Consider the following 16821-nt stretch of genomic DNA (forward strand, 5'->3'; position numbering starts at 1 on the left):
TAGCGGCGCGCGTGACGGGTTTCGACGACGCTCGCCTCGACGACGTAGTCGTCCGGCGGGCCGACCGCGCCGACTTACTCGACGTGCTCCGTATCGAGCGCACGTGTTTCGACGAGCCGTGGCCGTACTCGGCGTTCGAACTGTTCGTCGACGAACCCGCGTTTCTCGTCGCTGCCCGCGGCAACGAGGTCCTCGGCTACGTCGTCGCGGACGTGATGCCGAATCACGGCAACGACATCGGCCACGTCAAGGACCTCGCGGTTCGTCCCGAGGCACGTGGACGGGGTCTCGGACGGCACCTGCTGGTCAGCGCGCTGACGAGGCTCGTGATGGCGGGTGCGGCCGTCGTCAAACTCGAAGTTCGCGTCTCGAACGAACCGGCGCTCGACCTCTACCGAAGCGTCGGCTTTCAGGCCGCTCGACGGAATCCCGGCTACTACTCGAACGGCGAAGACGCCTACATCATGGTCCTCGACCTCGACGAGTGGAAGTCCGGGTGAGAGTACCGCAACCTGTTCTATGGTATACCTTAACATAGATTGCGTCGTACATCGACTGTGTCACCGTCCGCAACCGTGCTCTGTGTTAGCGACGACAGCGAGTTCGTCCAAACGCTCGAATCGTCGCTCGGGACGCGCACCGAGGACCTCTCGGTGTGCCACGCCACGGATACCGAAACAGCGCGCACGGAGTTCGACGCGAGTCAAGACGAGATTTACTGCGTCGTCTTGACGACTCCTCTCGCGAGCGGCGGGGGCCTCCAACTGCTTCGCGAGATTCGCCGAATCGACCGCGGTATCCCAGTCATCGTCGCGAGCGACGACCAGGACCGCGTGTCCGACGCTATCGACACGGGTGCGACCGATTACATCTATCGAACTGACGACCCGGAGACGATGGCGTGGCTTGGATTCCGCGTCGAACAGGCAATCGCCGACTACCGCGTCGAGCGGTCGAATCGGACTCGCCTCACCCAACAGCAGGTCGTCTCCCAAGTGGGCACGCTCGCCCTCACGACGCTGGACCTCCACGGCGTGTTCGAACTCCTCGTGAGTCGTGTCGGCGAAGTGCTCGGCGCGGAGTCTGTGCTGGTACTGGAACACGTCGAAGAGCAACAGCAGTTCAGTGTCGCTGCGGCGTCAGAGGGAGAAACAGAGGAAGCAAAGACAGCCACGGAATCCGTCGAGACAGTCCTCGACGACACCGAAGGAACGCTCGTCTCGGAGACGTTCCGCCGCGGTCGGTCAGTCGTCGTCGATAGCTTCGCCTCGGACGAGCGATTCGACCCCGTGGAGGACGTTGTTCCGCGCGGTGTCGAAAGCGGGATGAGCGTCCCAATCGGCGTCGATGCGGACCGGTGGGGAGTGCTGTGCGTCCACGCGACCGCCCCCGGACAGTTCTCCGACGACGACATCCACTTCTTGGAAAACATCGCAGCTATCGTCGGCGCTGCAATCGACCGCCACGAACTCAAAAACGTTCTGACAGAAGTGTTAGACCGCGTCGGCGAGGGGGTTATCGCGTTCGACACGGACTGGCGGTTGACCTACGTCAACGCGCGGGCCAAAGACGTGATGGACGAACCGACGATAGACCTCATCGGTCGGCCGCTTCGAGACCTCGTTCCGGAGTCCTCGTCGTTCCAACCGGAGTTCGAGGCGGCGATGCGGACGCAGGAACCGAGAGAGTTCGAGGCGTACTCCGAAAACACGGAGACGTGGTACGCAGTCAGAGCCTATCCATCCGAGACGGGGCTGTCGGTGTACTTCACCGTCATCACCGAACAACGAGAGCGGAAAGCGAAGGTCGAACAGTACGCCCGCATGCTCGAAACCGTCGGCGACGCGGTGTACGCCTTAGACGACGACGGCCGGTTTACGGCCGTCAACCCGGCGTTCGAGCGACTCACGGGCCTGGAAAGCGACGCCGTCATCGGGGTGTCAGCCAGTCAACTCGCCGACGAACTCGGCCTGACGGAGCGAGAAGCGACCGGCTTCGCTTCGTCGTCCGGTGAGACGGTCGAATTCGAACTGCCGGCGCAGAACGGCTCGACCGTCCGCGTCGAAGACCACCGGACGCCGCTCGTCGTCGACGGCACAGCGATTGGCTCTGTGGGCGTCCTTCGTGACGTGACGGCTCGGTACCGCTACGAGCGACTGCTCGCGACGTTACACGAGCGGACGCGAGAGATGATGACGGCTCCGGACCGCGGTGCAGTCCTCGAAGCAGCAGTCAGGGCTTGCGACGAAGTACTCGGCGACGCCCGTACCGAACTGTTCGTCTTCGACGACGAGCAAACGAGGCTCACGAGAGTCGGCGAAGCGGGGACGGGCCTCGGCGACAAACCACTGGGCGACGGCATCAATCAGGGCGGCGTGTGGGACGCCTTCGTCGACGGTGACGTGCGCGTAGTCGAAGTCGCCCCCGACGGCGGGGTCGTCGACGGCGTCGAGCGCGTCATCGCAGCCCCGCTCGGCCGCCACGGAATTCTCGTCACTGGCCACCAGGGAACTGTCGCACCGACCGACGTGGACGTGGAACTCGTGAGCTTACTCACGGCGACCGTCGAAGAGTTGCTCGAACGAATCCGGGCCGAAGAGAAGTTGCGTGAGCGCGACCAGCGACTCGCCGAACAGAACGAGACGCTCAGAGAACTCGACCAGATAAACACGACCATCCGAAACGTCAATCAGTCGCTCATCAAAGCACCCACCCGTCGTGACGCGCTCGCCGCAGTCGGCGAACACCTCGCAGGCGCCGACCAGTACGCGGTCGTCTGGCACCTCGAACCCCACGAGGTTGGTGACGAGTTCGAACCGCAACCGGATGCAGTCCACAGTGCCGACACCGCCTACGCTGACAGACTCGGCGAGATTGCGAACGTCGAACCGCTCTCTGGACTGCTCGAACGGGCGATAGAGACGAAGTCGATGCAGCGGGTCGACGACGTCCTCGACGACGACGCTTGGGGGAGTCACCGCGGCGACGCGCTCACCTACGGGTTCCGCTCGCTCGCCGTGATTCCCGCTGTCGCGGACGAACGAGTCGAGGCGCTGTTCGTCGTCCACGGAGCCACGACCGACGCGTTCGTCGACAGTGACCGACTCCTGCTCGAAGAGTTAGGAGACACTGTCGCCCACGCTGTCGCGTCCACGGGGCGTGCGGGAGCAATGTTGGCAGACCGTCGGGTCGAAGTAGAGGTCAAACTCGGCAGTGACCGCCTGTCTCTCACTCGCCTCGCAAACCGCATCGACTCCGAGGTGACACTCACTGGACTTCTCCCCCAGTCTGACGGCTCGCTCGTCGCGTTCGTCACCGCCGACGCGGACCACGGGGGGATGGTCGCTGCCGGAACAAACGTCGCGACGAACGTTCGCTTGCTCTCTGCGGACGAAGACGGTGGTCTGTTCGAACTCCGTCTCCCGCGGGAAGCGCTCTTCGAGACGCTGTACGCTTCTGAGGCGGAGCTTCGAGAACTCCGGTCGGACGGCACACAGACGACGGTGACGGTAGACGTACCGGAACGGATTCACGTTCGGTCGTTCGTCGAGGCGATAGCCACCGACTACCCCGGAACCACACTGCTGTCTCGGCGGACGAAGACGAAACAAGCCGAGTCGCCGGCGACGTTCACCACGATGATGCGCGACGAGTGGACCGACCGCCAGTACGAGGCGATTCGGGCGGCGTATCTCGCCGGGTTCTACGAATGGCCACGCCAGAGTACCGCGGAAGGGCTCGCCGAGGCACTCGACATCAGCGCGCCGACCTTCCAGTACCACCTCCGCGCTGCGGAGCGAAAACTGGTCGACGAGTTGTTCGACTGAGCGCACACAGTGGATTCGTCTATAAAATACCAATTACATCCCAGTGTACCACGTGGTTCTCACCTTCGACTCTAGGTACCTAGAGTGCGAGGTTGAACCAGTACTAGCCAGATAGCAGGGAACGATATATCCCACACCCGCATTAGGCCATCTGTCGGCGAGACGCCGACGCGAATCGAACCATGGACGAGGCACGCGTGATACAGGGCAGCGACGAGGGATGGAATACGGGCACAACTGACGAAGTCGTCGCACGGCACGACTGGAACGGGCAAGATACGCTGGCTGTGACTGTCGTAACAGCCACAGCCGAAGCGATAGCCGTCGACGCACTCGACCTTCCTCCACTCACGGACGTAGTAAACCCCGATGCTCTCGGCCGGCTTTTTCACTCGCCGGCCGTGGCATCGATGTCAGAGGCAGCAACTACGTCAGAGGCAGCAACTAGCCGTGAGACGCAGTCGCCATCACGCGGACGAGTCCGGTTTCGGTACGCATCCTGTGACGTGACCATCTGGGCCGACGGAACGGTTATCGTCACGCCTGCAGCGTAGCATCGCCAATCGGTATCACCATCACCACCACAACCACACACTCCAACCACCAAATCGCGGCCCGTCGGCAATCTGTGCGCCCACACCACGCACAATGGCCGCGACTCCCTTCTCACCCTGACGGACGACGACGCATTTTGGTACGTTCACGCACTACCGGTGGGCATGGGATACGCCTGTCCGGTCTGCGACGCGCCACAACGTGACGAGACACATCTCGCGAACCACCTCGCGTTACAGGCCATCGTCCACGGTGACGACCACGAGACGTGGCTCGACGAACACGAACCCTCGTGGGAATCGATGAACCCCGACACACTCGGGCCACTCGTCGCCGACGAAGCCGAAGAACGCGAGTTCGACGAAGTGTTCGAAGACACCGTCGACCGCAGCGGGTCGAGACCGTCGCCCTTCGACGACCACGGTCACGAGCACATGGCCGGTCACGACCACGCGCACGACCATGACCACACACACAGTCACGACCGTGGCAGACAGCAGTTCGGCGGCGGCGGTGGCGGGCCGAACCTCACGGGCGACGCGGCACGGATTTTCGAGGAGGCCAAAGCCATGACCGAACAGATGCGCACCGGTGAAGACGATGGGGACGGAGCCGCAGCGTCTGACGGCGACGACGCGACAGCCTCCACTGGCGACGACGCCGCAGGTTCCGCTGGCGACGACGCTCCCGACGAGAAAGAGTCGTAAGTCCGGCACCCAAACCAGGGGCTGATGGAGACCCACGGGACCATCTCCCCCGAGACACTGGACGAAGCCGAGCGGGAATTCGACCGCGTCGGCCCGACCGCACAGGTCGTCGTCAGAGAGACGGCGAAAGCGATGGACTTCGACCGCGAGGAGTACCGCGACCGCGTCACGGGAGACGTCATCGAGACGGTCCGAAACGCGCTCTTCGCCGAGTCGCTCGCGGTGCACGTCGGCTCGCGCGAGGAGTTCGACGACTGGCGCGCCGACAACGCGGCGTACGAGGTCGTCGAACTGGGCAACCCCGACGTCGAGCGCGTCGCGTGGCACGCGATTCCGTTCGCCGAGCAGGTCGTCGCCACGACCTTCCAAGAAGAGCGCGACGCCGCCGTGAGCACGCTTCGGCGCAACGCCTTCGGTCGCGTCTACCGCGACGCGATTCTCGGCGAGGAGTCGGCCGCCGTCGATTCGGCTGAAGATTGAGTCGCCCGAGAACTCCGAACTGATTCGACCGAGAACTGACAGCGTCCCGTCGGCTACAAGTCCGTCGGCGACCCACGAAGACCAATGACCGACGACGGTTCCCAAGACAACCGACGCCCCGACGACGGCCGCCGCCACGAACCGATTCCCGACCCCGAGTGGACGGTATTAGAGTCGAAAACCGAGTACGAGACCGGCTGGTACACCGGCGGCTACGACCTCGTCGAACAGCCGAACGGAACGACGAAGCAGTACTACTGGGCAGAACTGGCGACTGCGGTCGTCGTCGTCGCGGTCGCGAACGACCAGGTCGTGTTCGTCGAGCAGTACCGCCCGACGGTTCGACAGACGCAACTCGAACTCCCCGCGGGTATCGTCGAGAACGGCGAGTCCTTCAGCGACGCCGCCGTCCGCGAACTCCGCGAAGAGACCGGGTTCGCTGCCGACTCCGCCTCCCTTCTCGGCGACGTGTGGTGTTCGACCGGCGTCCTCCGACACCGCCGCGGATTCGTCTTCGCCGAGGGACTCACCCCCGTCGAGCGCGACCTCGACGAAAACGAGTTCCTGTCGGTCCACGCCGTTCCGGTCGAGGACGCACTCGACCGCGCGCTCGAAGCGCCGACGAACGACGCGACCATGGAAGGAATCCTTCTCGCGCGCGAAAAGGGGGTGCTGTAGGCGGTGGACAGCGAAATCTCACCCGAAGAGGTGGCTGAGCGCCTCGACAGCGACGACCCGCCGCTCGTCGTGGACGTGAGCACACCGCCCGAGTTCGCGCTGAAGCACATCCCCGGTAGCCTGAACGTCCCGCTTTCGGACCTCTACTCGCATCTCGACCGACTCTCGGAGGCCGACCATATCGTCACGGTCTGCCCGCGAGGAGAGGCGAGTCTCCAAGCGGTCAGACTGCTGTCCGCCTACGAGGGGACGAACGACGCGACAATCGAGAGCATGGCTGGCGGACTCGACGCGTGGGACGGCCCGCTCGAATCAGACGCAGACGACTAGCTACCTCCGCCGTAGACCGGCGCGGCCGCTCTTCGATGGTAACTTTCTGAAAAGTACTCGACGACGGGCGTGGTTAGAGTACAGTCACGCGACGTTGAATCCCTTTCCGCGGAGGAAGTCCTCCACGCGGCCGCGGTGGTTGCCTTGGAGTTCGATGGAATCGTCTTCCACCGTCCCACCGCAGGCAAATTTCGACTTCAAGTCCGACGACAGGCTATCCATGTCGACGTCCTTGGGGTCGAATCCCTCGATGACTGTAACCTCTTTTCCGTAGCGACGCTCGTCGATGCGGATGACGATCTCCTGAGACTCTTTAGCGACGTCCTCACAGACGCAGAGCTCTTCAGGGAGCCCGCACGTCGAGCAGACTTCCGACATTACAGTGTGGAATTACAGGATGGGGATATTAAACAGTATCGGGAGCCACTGTCACGGTCGCAGAAATCAGGTGGCCGAACCGTCGTCGGTGGTCGTCTCAGTGTCGTCTGTCGCGGACCCATCTGGCGAGTCGTCGTCAGTGGTCGAATCGCCGTCTTCGCTCGTCGACGACCCGTCGTCACTGGCCGACCCGCCAGTCTCTGCGTCTTTCGCCTGTTTGTCCTGTCCTGGCGGCGTGTCTGGCGCGTTGTCCTGTCCGTTTCCAGAACTCGAATTCGACTTGTCTCCCGCTTTCTCGCCCTGTCCGGGGTTGGCGTCGTCGCTGCTAGAGTTCCTGTCAGACGCACCCGCGCCGTTGCCAGCACCGTCTCCGTCGCCTGCATCGGAGCCATTGCCGGCACCGTCTCCGTTAGCTTTCCCACGGTCGCCGTTCTTGCGGTTTTTCTCGGCTCGTTCGAGTCCCTTACCGGGGTTGTCGCCAGTGAGGTTCCGCGCGATTTCGGCCACTTCGGGGCCGGTGAGTTCGCTGGCGTTGTCACGGAGTCTGTCGAGTTCCGTCGTGTTCACGCCCGTATCCTTGAGGTCTTCCTCCGGAATCGTCGCCGCGGCGTCGGCCGTCTGATTCAGGATGGACTTCGCTTGCTCGATGTCGGCGACGACGCGGGTTATCTGCACGCGGTAGCGACCCTCCGGAATCGACCCGTTTTCGTGCCGCGCTTCGAGTCGGTCGCGGCGCTGTTCGAGTTCCGTCAGTCGCTCGCGGACCGTCTCGACCTGGTCGGCGACGACGCCGGCTTTCGAAGCGTTCGAATTCGCGTTCGACAGCCGCGTCTCGAACGCCCGGCGCTCGATGACACCGTCGGTTTCGGAGCCCTGGACACCGATGACGCCCGCGAGCCGTTGTCCCGGCGGAACGAACTCGCCGTCGTTCGTCTCGTTTTGTGCAGTCTCGGTGTCGGCTGCCGTCTCGTTAGGTGTCGTCTCGTTTTCCGACCCGTCTTGGGCGGCCGAGGCAACAGCCTCGTCGGTCACGGCGGCACTGTTGTGGCTCACGCTTGCAGAAGACGCGAGCGCGAGCGGTGCGCTCGCACTCACAATCAGCACCGCAGCAACGACGAGCACAGCAAATCGTCGGCTCATTACACCCACCTTCGTCCCACATTCTGATATAAACGGATGTTCGTCCGTGCGAATCAACGCGGTTCAACACCGATTCGACGCGTCGAGCAGATGCACCGCCGTCGGTCGGTTAGGTGCGATAAAACCGGGTAAATGGTCGTAATATTTTTAAGCGTCGTCGGGTTCGTCCGCTTCCGGCAGTCGGAGGACGTTCTCTCGTCCGAGGCGGAAGCCTTCGATAGTTCCCTCGTCGCGCATCCCGCGGACGACCTTGCTGGTCTTCGCGTCGGTCCAATCCAGCGCGCTCGCGACCTCCTGTTGTTTGATTCGGCCGCCGCGAGACTCGATGAGTCGAAGGACGCGCTCTTCGTTGCTGAGCAGTTCCGAAGGGATGTCCTCGGCGTCGGCGGCGTCCTCGGCGTCCTCGGTTGCATCCGCCTCCGCAGTCGTGTCCGCGTCGTCCGAAGTGGCCTCGCCTGCCGACTCGCTCGGCGCAGCCTGCGATACGTCGGTCTCTGCGTCTGCGTCGCGAGTGGCGGACGCTACAACTGCCGCTTCGTCTCCACCGGCTCCGTCGCGTGCGCCGCCACTGCCGAAGACGCCGCGCGACCGGAGATAGAACCCAGCGCCGACGACGAGCACTCCGACGAGCGCGAGTGCCGCAAGTGCGCCCGTCGTCGGGAAGGGACCGTCACCGGTCGCAGGCGTCTGGACCGCCGTCTGCGTCGCGGTCGGACTCGTCGCGGGTGCGCCGCCGCCGACTTCGAGGACGACACGCGGTTCGCCGGAGACGAATTCGGTGTCGGAGCCGCGCCAGATAACGGTGTTTTCGCGCGTATCGTCGGCTGTCGGGGCGACCGTCGTCGGGCCGTACTCGTCGGGCCACGAGAGGATGAGCCGCGAGCCCGAATCGAGGAAGAAGCCCTCGATAGCGTCGCCGACGACGAGTGAGTCACCGTCGCCCGCCGCGAAGTTCGACCACTCGAACGAGTAGGTGACGACGCCGAAACTGTCCGGAAGCGACCGCGTCTCCGCGGCGACCGAGACGTTCGTCGCCGACATCTCGCGTCCGGTCGAGTTCGACGCCGCGTCGACGGTCCCGTTGATTCGGTCGGCGAACGCCGAGGTGTAGTCCGTCGGGTTCGCATCGATGTCGTCTTCGAGCGAGGCGAACGCGTCAGTCGTGTTCTGGTCGTCGAGGCGCGTCCAGTACTGAATCTCCCACCGCGCGTCGCCGTCTTCCGTTACTTCGACGACGATACGAGTGCTATCGGGTTCGACGCCCTGCTGGACCAGTGGTTCGAGACCCGGCCCGGTGGCTGTGCCGTCGGGGGCTGCCATCGCGGGGGAGACAGCCGCGAAGACACAGCACACGGCACACAGGAGTGCAAAGACCGCCTGTCGTGTCGCCATTGCACCACTGTCTGAACGCAGGGATGAAAAAGAACGAGGTTCAGGTCAGCAATCGTCTGACGACCGGCAGACGCGACCGAACGGCGGCGTCGGCGACCGAAATCGCCTCGTCGGCGTCCGCTCGGGCGACGCCGTCACCGTACTTGGCACGCTCGTAGAGCCGCCCCACCTGCCGAGTGCGTTCGTCGAGGCCGACACGGGAGAGCGCATCGAGGTAGTGCCGAACCGTCTCTCCTTGGCGTCGCGGCCGGTACTCGCGAGCCAGCACGTGTTCGAGGCGGTCGTAGGCGCGGAACACGTCTCTCGTTGGTGAGTCCGTCCGCCGCTGGTAGACGAGAAGCGCCGCGAGTCGGACGTGGGCTGGCGCGCGCGTCCGACGCGCACCGGCGACGACGCCGACAGCAGCAGCGAGGCCGACGAGCATCGTCTCACGCGACGGAAGCGTCGGGACGAGCCCATCTTCTGTGTCGTCGGGCTCGGCTGCTGTCGCCTCGGCTGTCGGCGTGATTCCGAGTCGTTCGTCGAGACTCGGCGGCAGGTCGACGTTCGACGTTCCGTTCGCCGCTGTCGTGTTCGCCGTCTCCGAGGGGACTGGCGTAATCTCCTCTTGGTCGGTCGCCTGCGGTTCCGTCTCGTTGGTGTCGACGCCGGGTTGTCCCTCTTCGCGCGCGTCGGTGAGCGCCTGCGACTCGGCAGATTGACGCGGCGCGGCGGGCGTGGGGTCGAAGCGGACCCAGCCAGTGTCTTCGAAGTACACCTCGACCCACGCGTGCGAGTCGAGGCCGCGAACGACGTACTCGTCGTCGCCGACGCGCTCGCCCGTCGTGTAGCCGGTGACGAACCGCGCCGGGACACCCTCCGAGCGGAGGAGGACGACCATCGTCGACGCGTAGTAGGTGCAGTAACCCGCGTCCATCTCGAACAGGAACGACTCGGCGATGTCACCCTCCGGCCGCGACACCTGCAACGAGTACCGCTTGTTCTCCTGTAGCCACGTCTCGACCGCGACAGCCTTGTCGTAAGGCGTCTCGGCTTCGGCCGTGATTTCGGCGGCCCGCTCACGAACTCGGTCTGACGTACTGTCCGGCAGTCCGAGATAGCGCTCGCGTATCTCGTCGGGGTAGTCGGTACCGGTGCGGCGCAGCGAGGCCGGCGTGTACTGCGGCACCTCGCTCGTCACGGTGTAGTTTTCGTCGGTCCCGACAGTCCGCGTCGGCCGGAAGTTCCCTTGTTGGGTGACGACCGTCTCCGATTCCACGTCACCGCTGACGGCGACCGGTCGCCACGCAGCGGGCATCGAGTCGAGTGGCGTCTTCGGCGTGACCGTCTGTTGGACGAGTCTCGATGGTCCCTCTGGACCGCTGAGTCGGCCGCCGGTGTACGGCTTCGTATCACCGGTTCTGACCCAGCCGTCGCCGGTATAGCGGTCGAACGAGGCAGTCTGCCAGTACGACGGGGCGGTACTCTCGACTTCGAACCGCACGTCCGGCGAGAGGCTAATGCTCCCGACGACGGAAATGCGGTCGGTCGCGCTCACGAGGTTGGCCTCGACAGTCGGTTGTTCTGCGACGCCGTGACTGGGGAGGATAGGCGACCCACCGGTTCCGGGGAGGACCGTGACAGTCGCCGAGAGGACAATCATCGAAGCGAGGACGATGGCGAGCACGTCGAGTTGCCCGCCACCGACGCCGTAGCGGCCGAGGCTGTCGAATCCGAGGGCGGCGATGCCCGCGGCGACGCCAGCGAGCGTGAGCGCCCCGCTCGCGTCACCGGTCAAGACGAACATCCCGAGTCCGCCGCCAGCGACGGCGACTGCCGGGGCAATCCGACCGCGGACGGCGAGATACCACGCGAGGAACGTCGGCGCGGGCGTCACGGCGAGCGCCCACACGTCGGCCGAGAGCAACCGTAGGACCGACAAGCCGCTCAAGAGCGCGACGGAGTCGGCGACGAGTTGTTCCGGCGAGAGCAACGCGAGTTGGCTCTTCGGAAGGGCGAGAATGTACGCGAGGAAGCCGACGCCGAGCAGGACCGCGGTGAGTCCGAACGCGGCCCGCGGGCGGAAGAGTCGGGCGATGGCAGTTGCGGCGACCACCGTCACGCCCGCGATGAGGATGAACTCGCTTCGACCGCCGACGACGTCCGTCACCTCGTAGAGCACCGAGAGGAACGAACCCAACAAGACGAACGCGGCGGCCACTGCGAACATCGACACCGGAACGCCCAAGAGAGTCGATTCTCCGGCCTCAGTCGTCGAGTGAGCGCCGGGGGCGCCGGGGCGACTCGGCGACGACTGGTTCGACCCCCGCCCAGTGCGCGTGTCGGTGCTCATGCAGTAGCCCCCCGGCGAGCGTCGTCGTCGAGTTGCAGCGACGACAGCATCTCGTCGGACGCACTCGGGTCGGCGCTGAGCCGTTCGAACGTCGTCTCGTGCCCGCCGAAGGCGATGTGCGTCTGGCCGACGTCGCCGCGAACGACAACTCCTGCGTTCTCATCTGGCACCGACCCGGCGTCCATCTGCGCGAGGTGGGCGAGGACGTGACGTTGGTCGCCGGGGGCAGCATCGATAGTTCCGCCGGGCGACGTGAGGTGAATCGGCACGCCAGCGTCCAGAAGCGACCAGCAGAGCGAGGCCGTCGCCTCGGCCACGTCGTCGACGCGGCCTTCGATACTCCCGACCGAGACGGCGACCGCGTCGGGGTCGGCGTGGTCGGCGAACGCCTTCACCACGAGGTTCCCGGACCGAGCAGTCGACTTCCAGTGAACGTCTCGAAGCGAGTCGCCGGGGACGTACGGCCGGAGGCGGTCGAACTCGCCGCGCTCGTCGCTCGCACCGAAGTGCGAGAGCAACGAGAGGTCTCTGCGGGCCGTCGCGGACAGTGACCTGAGTCGCGGATAGACCAGTATCTCGGTCGTCCCGCCGACGGTGAACGTTCGAGTGAAAAACCCGAGGATGTCGGTCGCGACGATGGACGCCGGGCCGATAGTCGCCAGCCCGCGAGACTGGTAGGTCACGTCGTACGAGATGGTCCCGTCGCCGACGAGCGACTGGGTGTTCGAGTCGCCGTCGAGCCCGTCAGAGAGCGCGTCGGTCGTCGTCGCCGGGAACGGGCGGTTCGACTCGATGTCGAGCGTGACTGTGTGCGTCTCGCCGGGGAAGCCGTCTTCCGGCGAGGAACGCACTGCTCGCGGCGGCGAAATACGCCACACCTGCACCGCGCCGACGACGAGCGCGACGACGACGGGAACGACGACGGCGTCGAGCGCTCGTGGGCCGAACGCGACGGCGTTGCCGACACCCAGTGCGACGACGACCAGCGCCGCCCAGCCTCGGAGTGTGGGTCTCATTCGACCGGAACGAAATCGAGTGCGCGTTCGACGACATCTCGGCCGTCGTTGCTGCCGGTGGTTCGGATGCGGTGTGCCCAGACGCTTTGGGCCTCACGTTGCACGTCGTCGGGGACGACGTAGTCGCGGGCGTCGAGCGCAGCGCGGGCCTGTGCGGCCCGAACGAGGGCGAGCGACCCTCTCGGACTCACACCCAGGTTCGCCCGGTCGCGGGTGTCGGCGGCGAGTCGCGAGACGTATCGGCGGACCGGTTCGCTCACCCGCACATCTAAAATCGCCTCGCGGGCGGTTCGAACTTCGGCGGCCGTCGCGACAGGTTCGAGCGACTCGATTGGGTGGTGTCCGGCGAGTCGGCCGAGCAGTTCGGTCTCTTCGGCCTCGCTCGGATAGCCGAGGTGGATTTTCTTCATAAAGCGGTCGAGTTCGGCCAGCGGGAGGTCGTAGGTCCGGTCGGGTTCGACGTCGTTCTGGGTCGCGATGACGGTGAAGGGGTTTGGAACCTGTCGCGTGACGCCGTCGACAGTGACCTGCAACTCCTCCATGACTTCGAGGAGCGCGGCCTGGGTCTTCGGCGGGGCGCGATTGATTTCGTCGCCGAGGACGACGTTCCCGAAGACCGGCCCCTCGCGGAACTCGAACTCGTTCGTCTTCTGGTTGAAGACGTTCACGCCGGTCACGTCGGACGGCAAGAGGTCGGGCGTGAACTGGATACGTTCGAACGAGCCCTCGATAGACGTGGCGATGGCCCGGGCGAGCATCGTCTTGCCGACGCCGGGAACGTCCTCCAAGAGGAGGTGGCCCCGAGCGAACATCGTCACGACGATGTCTTCGATGGCATCGTGGTGGCCGACGATGACTCGTTCGACGTTCTCAGAGATACGCGCGGCGAGGTCGGATACCGCTTCGACCGACTGCTCGCGGTCGAAGTCGGCGTCTGCATGTACATCAGTCATTGATATGCGGGGTGTCCCGCCTGCCGCTCCGAGATGGTCGACGGGACCTCTGTCATGAACTATTGCGTCAGTCCACGTAACGTTGCTGGATGTGTGCACACCACACCCCAATAGAGACGGCGAATCCGAACACCGGGTTCCCGGGTGCTTTTGTCGTTCGGCGACTCCGTACCGGATATGAACACGGACGCCGAGCGTGAGGAAGTCTACGGCGCGCCAGACGCGATGCTGGCGGTCCGAGACGACCTGACGCCGATGCTCTCGCAGTACGCCGACCTCTGTGAGATGCACGACGACGCCCTCGTGTTGTTTCAGGTCGGCGACTTCTACGAGGCCTTCTGCGAGGCAGCAGAGACGGTCGCGCGGACCTGCGAGGTGACGCTCACCCAGCGCGAGGACTCGACCGGGACGTGGCCGATGGCGGGTATCCCCATCGACAACGCGGCTGGCTATCTCGAACGCCTGCTCGACGCGGGGTATCGCGTCGCGCTCGCCGACCAAGTCGAAGACGCCTCCGAAGCCTCTGGACTGGTGGACCGCGCCGTCACACAGCTCATCACCCCCGGAACCGTCGTCGACGAGGAACTGCTGGAAGCCGGGCGAGCGACCTACCTCGGCGCTGTCGCCCGCGACGGCGACGACTACGGTCTCGCGGTCGTAGATGTCTCGACCGGCGAGTGCCTCGTCACGGGTGCCGACCGCGCGCTGTTGCTCGAAGAACTGGACCGACTCGCGCCCGCCGAACTCGTCGTCGGGCCGAACTGCGACCTCCCGGACCCGTCGTTCGACCCGATGGAGACGCCGTTCGACTCCGACGCCTTCGACATCGAGGCGGCGACAGAGACGCTTTCGTCGTACGTCTCCCGCCCCGATGCGGTCGTCGAAGCCGACGTGGAGCGCCGCGCTGTCGGTGCCCTTCTCGCCTACGCCGAGTACGCACAGGGTGACTCGAAACTGGAGTACGTCACTCGCATCACGCGCTTCGACCCCCGAGAGTTCCTGCAACTCGACGCGACGGCCATCCGCAGTCTCGAACTGTTCGACTCGCGAAGCGCACACGCGGGAAGCACCCTCTTTTCGGTCCTCGACGAGACGGCCTGCGCACTCGGTCGTCGTCGCCTCGAAGCGTGGCTTCGCCGCCCGCTCGTAGACAGAGACGCTATCGAAGCACGACTGGACGCAGTCGGCGAACTGGCCGACGACGCCCTCACGCGTGCGGACCTGCGTGAGCACCTCTCGGCCGTCTACGACCTCGAACGACTCGTCGCCCGCGTCTCGCGAGAGCGCGCGAACGCCCGCGACCTGCGGTCGTTGCAGACGACGCTCGACCGCGTTCCCGAGATTCGCGCCACGCTCGACAGCGTCGATTCGGGCCGCCTCGCCGACCTCCGCGACTCACTGGACGACCTCGGGGACGTTCGGGACCTGATAGACCGCGCCATCGTAGACGACCCGCCGCAGGAGATTACCGAAGGCGGCGTCATCGCGTCGGGGTTCGACGACGAACTCGACGACCTTCGCGGGACCGCCACCGAGGGCCGCGAGTGGGTTTCTGACCTCGAAGCACAGGAGCGAGAGCGCACGGGCATCGACTCGCTCGACGTGGGCTACAATCAGGTCCACGGCTACTACATCGAGGTGACGAATCCGAACCTCGACAAGGTACCCGACGACTACGTCCGCCGACAGACCCTGAAGAACTCCGAGCGCTTCTACACGCCCGAACTGAAGGAGCGCGAAGACGAGATTCTCAGCGCCACCGAGCGAGCTGAGACGCTCGAATACGACCTGTTCTGCGAGGTTCGCGCCGAAGTCGCCGCCGAATCCGAGCGCATTCAGGCAGTTGCGGACGCCCTCGCCGACCTCGACGTGCTTCGCACCCTCGCGGACGTGGCCGTCGCCAACGACTACACGCGGCCGGAGTTCCGTGAGGACGGTTCAGAGGGCCACGGCGGCATCGAAATCGAGGCCGGTCGCCACCCCGTGGTCGAGCGCACGCAAGACGAGTTCGTCCCGAACCCGACTTCGCTCCCACAGGGGGGCGTCGCGCTCGTCACTGGCCCGAACATGTCGGGGAAATCGACCTACATGCGGCAGGTCGCGCTCGTCTGCATCCTCGCGCAGCTGGGGAGTTTCGTCCCCGCCAGAGCCGCCCGGTTGCCGGTCGTCGACCGCGTGTTCACCCGCGTCGGAGCCTCCGACGACATCGCCGGCGGCCAATCGACGTTCATGCGCGAGATGAGCGAGTTGACCGAAATCCTCCACAACGCCACCGAGGACTCGCTCGTGCTCCTCGACGAAGTCGGCCGGGGGACCTCGACTGCCGACGGTCTCGCCATCGCCCGCGCCACCACGGAGTTCATCCACGACGAAGTCGGCGCGATGACGCTCTTCGCAACACACTACCACGACCTGACCGACGCCGCCTCGGAGCGCTCGGGCGTGTTCAATCTCCACTTCACGGCAACACAGACCGATGGCGAAGTGACGTTCCTCCACAGCGTCGCGGAAGGGCCATCGTCCTCCTCGTATGGAGTCGAGGTCGCCCAACTCGCGGGCGTTCCACCGGCTGTCGTGGACCGCGCCCGCGGCCTCGTCGATGCCAACGTTGCTGCCGACGCTTCCGAGTCGAACGCCGACGGTGCCGACGACGCCCACGACACTCCCGACACTCCCGACGACGCCACCGCCGACCCAACGCCGACCGAATCCGTCGTCTCGAACTCGACTCGAAACGAAGGGGTTGCTGAGGCGGCGAGTGATGGCGAAGGTGGGACTCTCGCGGCGTACGTTGACGGACTTGGCAACAACCACCATACGTCGAATGGGGAGTCCTCCGGGGCATCCGGGCCGCCGGCCGAACCCAGCAGCAAATCGACTTCGAGGGCCGGTTCGAGTGCAACTCACACCGCCGCCAGAGACGATACGCTCGACGAAGTTGCCGCCGAACTCCGAGACGCCGACCTCGTGGATACCACCCCACTGGAGGCGCTGAACCTCCTGTCGGACCTCAAAGGCCGACTCGAATGAGAT

General features: G+C 65.1%; 14 protein-coding genes. 8 read left to right on the forward strand and 6 right to left on the reverse strand.

Going from position 1 to position 16821, the window contains the following annotated elements:
* The first annotated feature begins 11 nt into the window (after positions 1 to 11).
* The 7 genes from rimI (at position 12) to KU306_RS02805 (ending at position 6577) form a co-directional block, all read left to right on the forward strand.
* A complete protein-coding gene (gene rimI, locus KU306_RS02775; protein ID WP_007541809.1) occupies positions 12 to 500 on the forward strand; it encodes a ribosomal protein S18-alanine N-acetyltransferase in 489 nt (162 codons plus the stop codon).
* A 75-nt stretch (positions 501 to 575) separates the two neighbouring features.
* Positions 576 to 3827, forward strand: a complete 3252-nt coding sequence (locus KU306_RS02780) for a GAF domain-containing protein (protein ID WP_258303418.1) — start codon at positions 576 to 578, stop codon at positions 3825 to 3827.
* 182 nt (positions 3828 to 4009) lie between these two features.
* Positions 4010 to 4381 carry a HalOD1 output domain-containing protein gene (locus tag KU306_RS02785; protein ID WP_007541805.1) on the forward strand — a complete coding sequence of 124 codons (372 nt, stop codon included), beginning with the start codon at positions 4010 to 4012 and terminating at the stop codon, positions 4379 to 4381.
* A 165-nt stretch (positions 4382 to 4546) separates the two neighbouring features.
* The gene (locus KU306_RS02790) at positions 4547 to 5089 is read left to right on the forward strand and encodes a DUF5810 domain-containing protein (protein WP_258302808.1); all 543 of its coding nucleotides are present in this window, start codon (positions 4547 to 4549) and stop codon (positions 5087 to 5089) included.
* 24 nt (positions 5090 to 5113) lie between these two features.
* Positions 5114 to 5569: a DUF5809 family protein gene (locus KU306_RS02795; protein ID WP_007541801.1), complete on the forward strand. Its 456-nt coding sequence runs from the start codon at positions 5114 to 5116 to the stop codon at positions 5567 to 5569.
* Positions 5570 to 5653: 84 nt separating this feature from the next.
* Complete coding sequence (locus tag KU306_RS02800; protein WP_258302809.1) at positions 5654 to 6247, forward strand: NUDIX hydrolase; 594 nt, start codon at positions 5654 to 5656, stop codon at positions 6245 to 6247.
* Between the two features lie 3 nt (positions 6248 to 6250).
* The gene (locus tag KU306_RS02805) at positions 6251 to 6577 is read left to right on the forward strand and encodes a rhodanese-like domain-containing protein (RefSeq protein WP_074793122.1); all 327 of its coding nucleotides are present in this window, start codon (positions 6251 to 6253) and stop codon (positions 6575 to 6577) included.
* Between the two features lie 84 nt (positions 6578 to 6661).
* On the opposite strand, the gene yciH is transcribed toward KU306_RS02805, so the two are convergent.
* From yciH to KU306_RS02835, 6 genes are all read right to left on the reverse strand, one after another.
* A complete protein-coding gene (yciH, locus tag KU306_RS02810; RefSeq protein ID WP_007541796.1) occupies positions 6662 to 6955 on the reverse strand; it encodes a stress response translation initiation inhibitor YciH in 294 nt (97 codons plus the stop codon).
* A gap of 66 nt (positions 6956 to 7021) precedes the next feature.
* On the reverse strand, positions 7022 to 8095 hold the full coding sequence (locus tag KU306_RS02815) for a hypothetical protein (RefSeq protein WP_258302810.1): 1074 nt from the start codon (positions 8093 to 8095) through the stop codon (positions 7022 to 7024).
* Between the two features lie 147 nt (positions 8096 to 8242).
* Positions 8243 to 9487, reverse strand: a complete 1245-nt coding sequence (locus KU306_RS02820) for a helix-turn-helix transcriptional regulator (protein ID WP_258302811.1) — start codon at positions 9485 to 9487, stop codon at positions 8243 to 8245.
* Between the two features lie 40 nt (positions 9488 to 9527).
* Positions 9528 to 11819: a transglutaminase TgpA family protein gene (locus tag KU306_RS02825; protein ID WP_258302812.1), complete on the reverse strand. Its 2292-nt coding sequence runs from the start codon at positions 11817 to 11819 to the stop codon at positions 9528 to 9530.
* On the reverse strand, positions 11816 to 12835 hold the full coding sequence (locus KU306_RS02830; RefSeq protein ID WP_258302813.1) for a DUF58 domain-containing protein: 1020 nt from the start codon (positions 12833 to 12835) through the stop codon (positions 11816 to 11818). The genes KU306_RS02825 and KU306_RS02830 overlap by 4 nt, the downstream gene beginning before the upstream one ends.
* Positions 12832 to 13788, reverse strand: coding sequence for an AAA family ATPase (locus KU306_RS02835; RefSeq protein WP_258302814.1), 957 nt, complete (start codon positions 13786 to 13788; stop codon positions 12832 to 12834). Before KU306_RS02835 ends, KU306_RS02830 begins: the two co-directional genes overlap by 4 nt.
* A gap of 177 nt (positions 13789 to 13965) precedes the next feature.
* Here KU306_RS02835 and mutS point away from each other — a divergent pair, with 177 nt between their 5' ends.
* A complete protein-coding gene (mutS, locus tag KU306_RS02840) occupies positions 13966 to 16818 on the forward strand; it encodes a DNA mismatch repair protein MutS (protein WP_258302815.1) in 2853 nt (950 codons plus the stop codon).
* Positions 16819 to 16821: the final 3 nt, after the last annotated feature.

This window comes from Haloferax larsenii (assembly GCF_024730625.1).
In the GTDB taxonomy this organism is placed as follows: domain Archaea; phylum Halobacteriota; class Halobacteria; order Halobacteriales; family Haloferacaceae; genus Haloferax; species Haloferax larsenii.

Excerpts from the sequence above, each read along its gene's own strand:
- KU306_RS02785 (WP_007541805.1), top strand. The coding sequence starts at position 4,010 with ATGGACGAGGCACGCGTGATACAGGGCAGCGACGAGGGATGGAATACG.
- KU306_RS02790 (WP_258302808.1), top strand. The coding sequence starts at position 4,547 with ATGGGATACGCCTGTCCGGTCTGCGACGCGCCACAACGTGACGAGACA.
- KU306_RS02795 (WP_007541801.1), top strand. The coding sequence starts at position 5,114 with ATGGAGACCCACGGGACCATCTCCCCCGAGACACTGGACGAAGCCGAG.
- KU306_RS02800 (WP_258302809.1), top strand. The coding sequence starts at position 5,654 with ATGACCGACGACGGTTCCCAAGACAACCGACGCCCCGACGACGGCCGC.
- yciH (WP_007541796.1), bottom strand. The coding sequence starts at position 6,955 with ATGTCGGAAGTCTGCTCGACGTGCGGGCTCCCTGAAGAGCTCTGCGTC.
- KU306_RS02815 (WP_258302810.1), bottom strand. The coding sequence starts at position 8,095 with ATGAGCCGACGATTTGCTGTGCTCGTCGTTGCTGCGGTGCTGATTGTG.
- KU306_RS02820 (WP_258302811.1), bottom strand. The coding sequence starts at position 9,487 with ATGGCGACACGACAGGCGGTCTTTGCACTCCTGTGTGCCGTGTGCTGT.
- KU306_RS02825 (WP_258302812.1), bottom strand. The coding sequence starts at position 11,819 with ATGAGCACCGACACGCGCACTGGGCGGGGGTCGAACCAGTCGTCGCCG.
- KU306_RS02830 (WP_258302813.1), bottom strand. The coding sequence starts at position 12,835 with ATGAGACCCACACTCCGAGGCTGGGCGGCGCTGGTCGTCGTCGCACTG.
- KU306_RS02835 (WP_258302814.1), bottom strand. The coding sequence starts at position 13,788 with ATGACTGATGTACATGCAGACGCCGACTTCGACCGCGAGCAGTCGGTC.
- mutS (WP_258302815.1), top strand. The coding sequence starts at position 13,966 with ATGAACACGGACGCCGAGCGTGAGGAAGTCTACGGCGCGCCAGACGCG.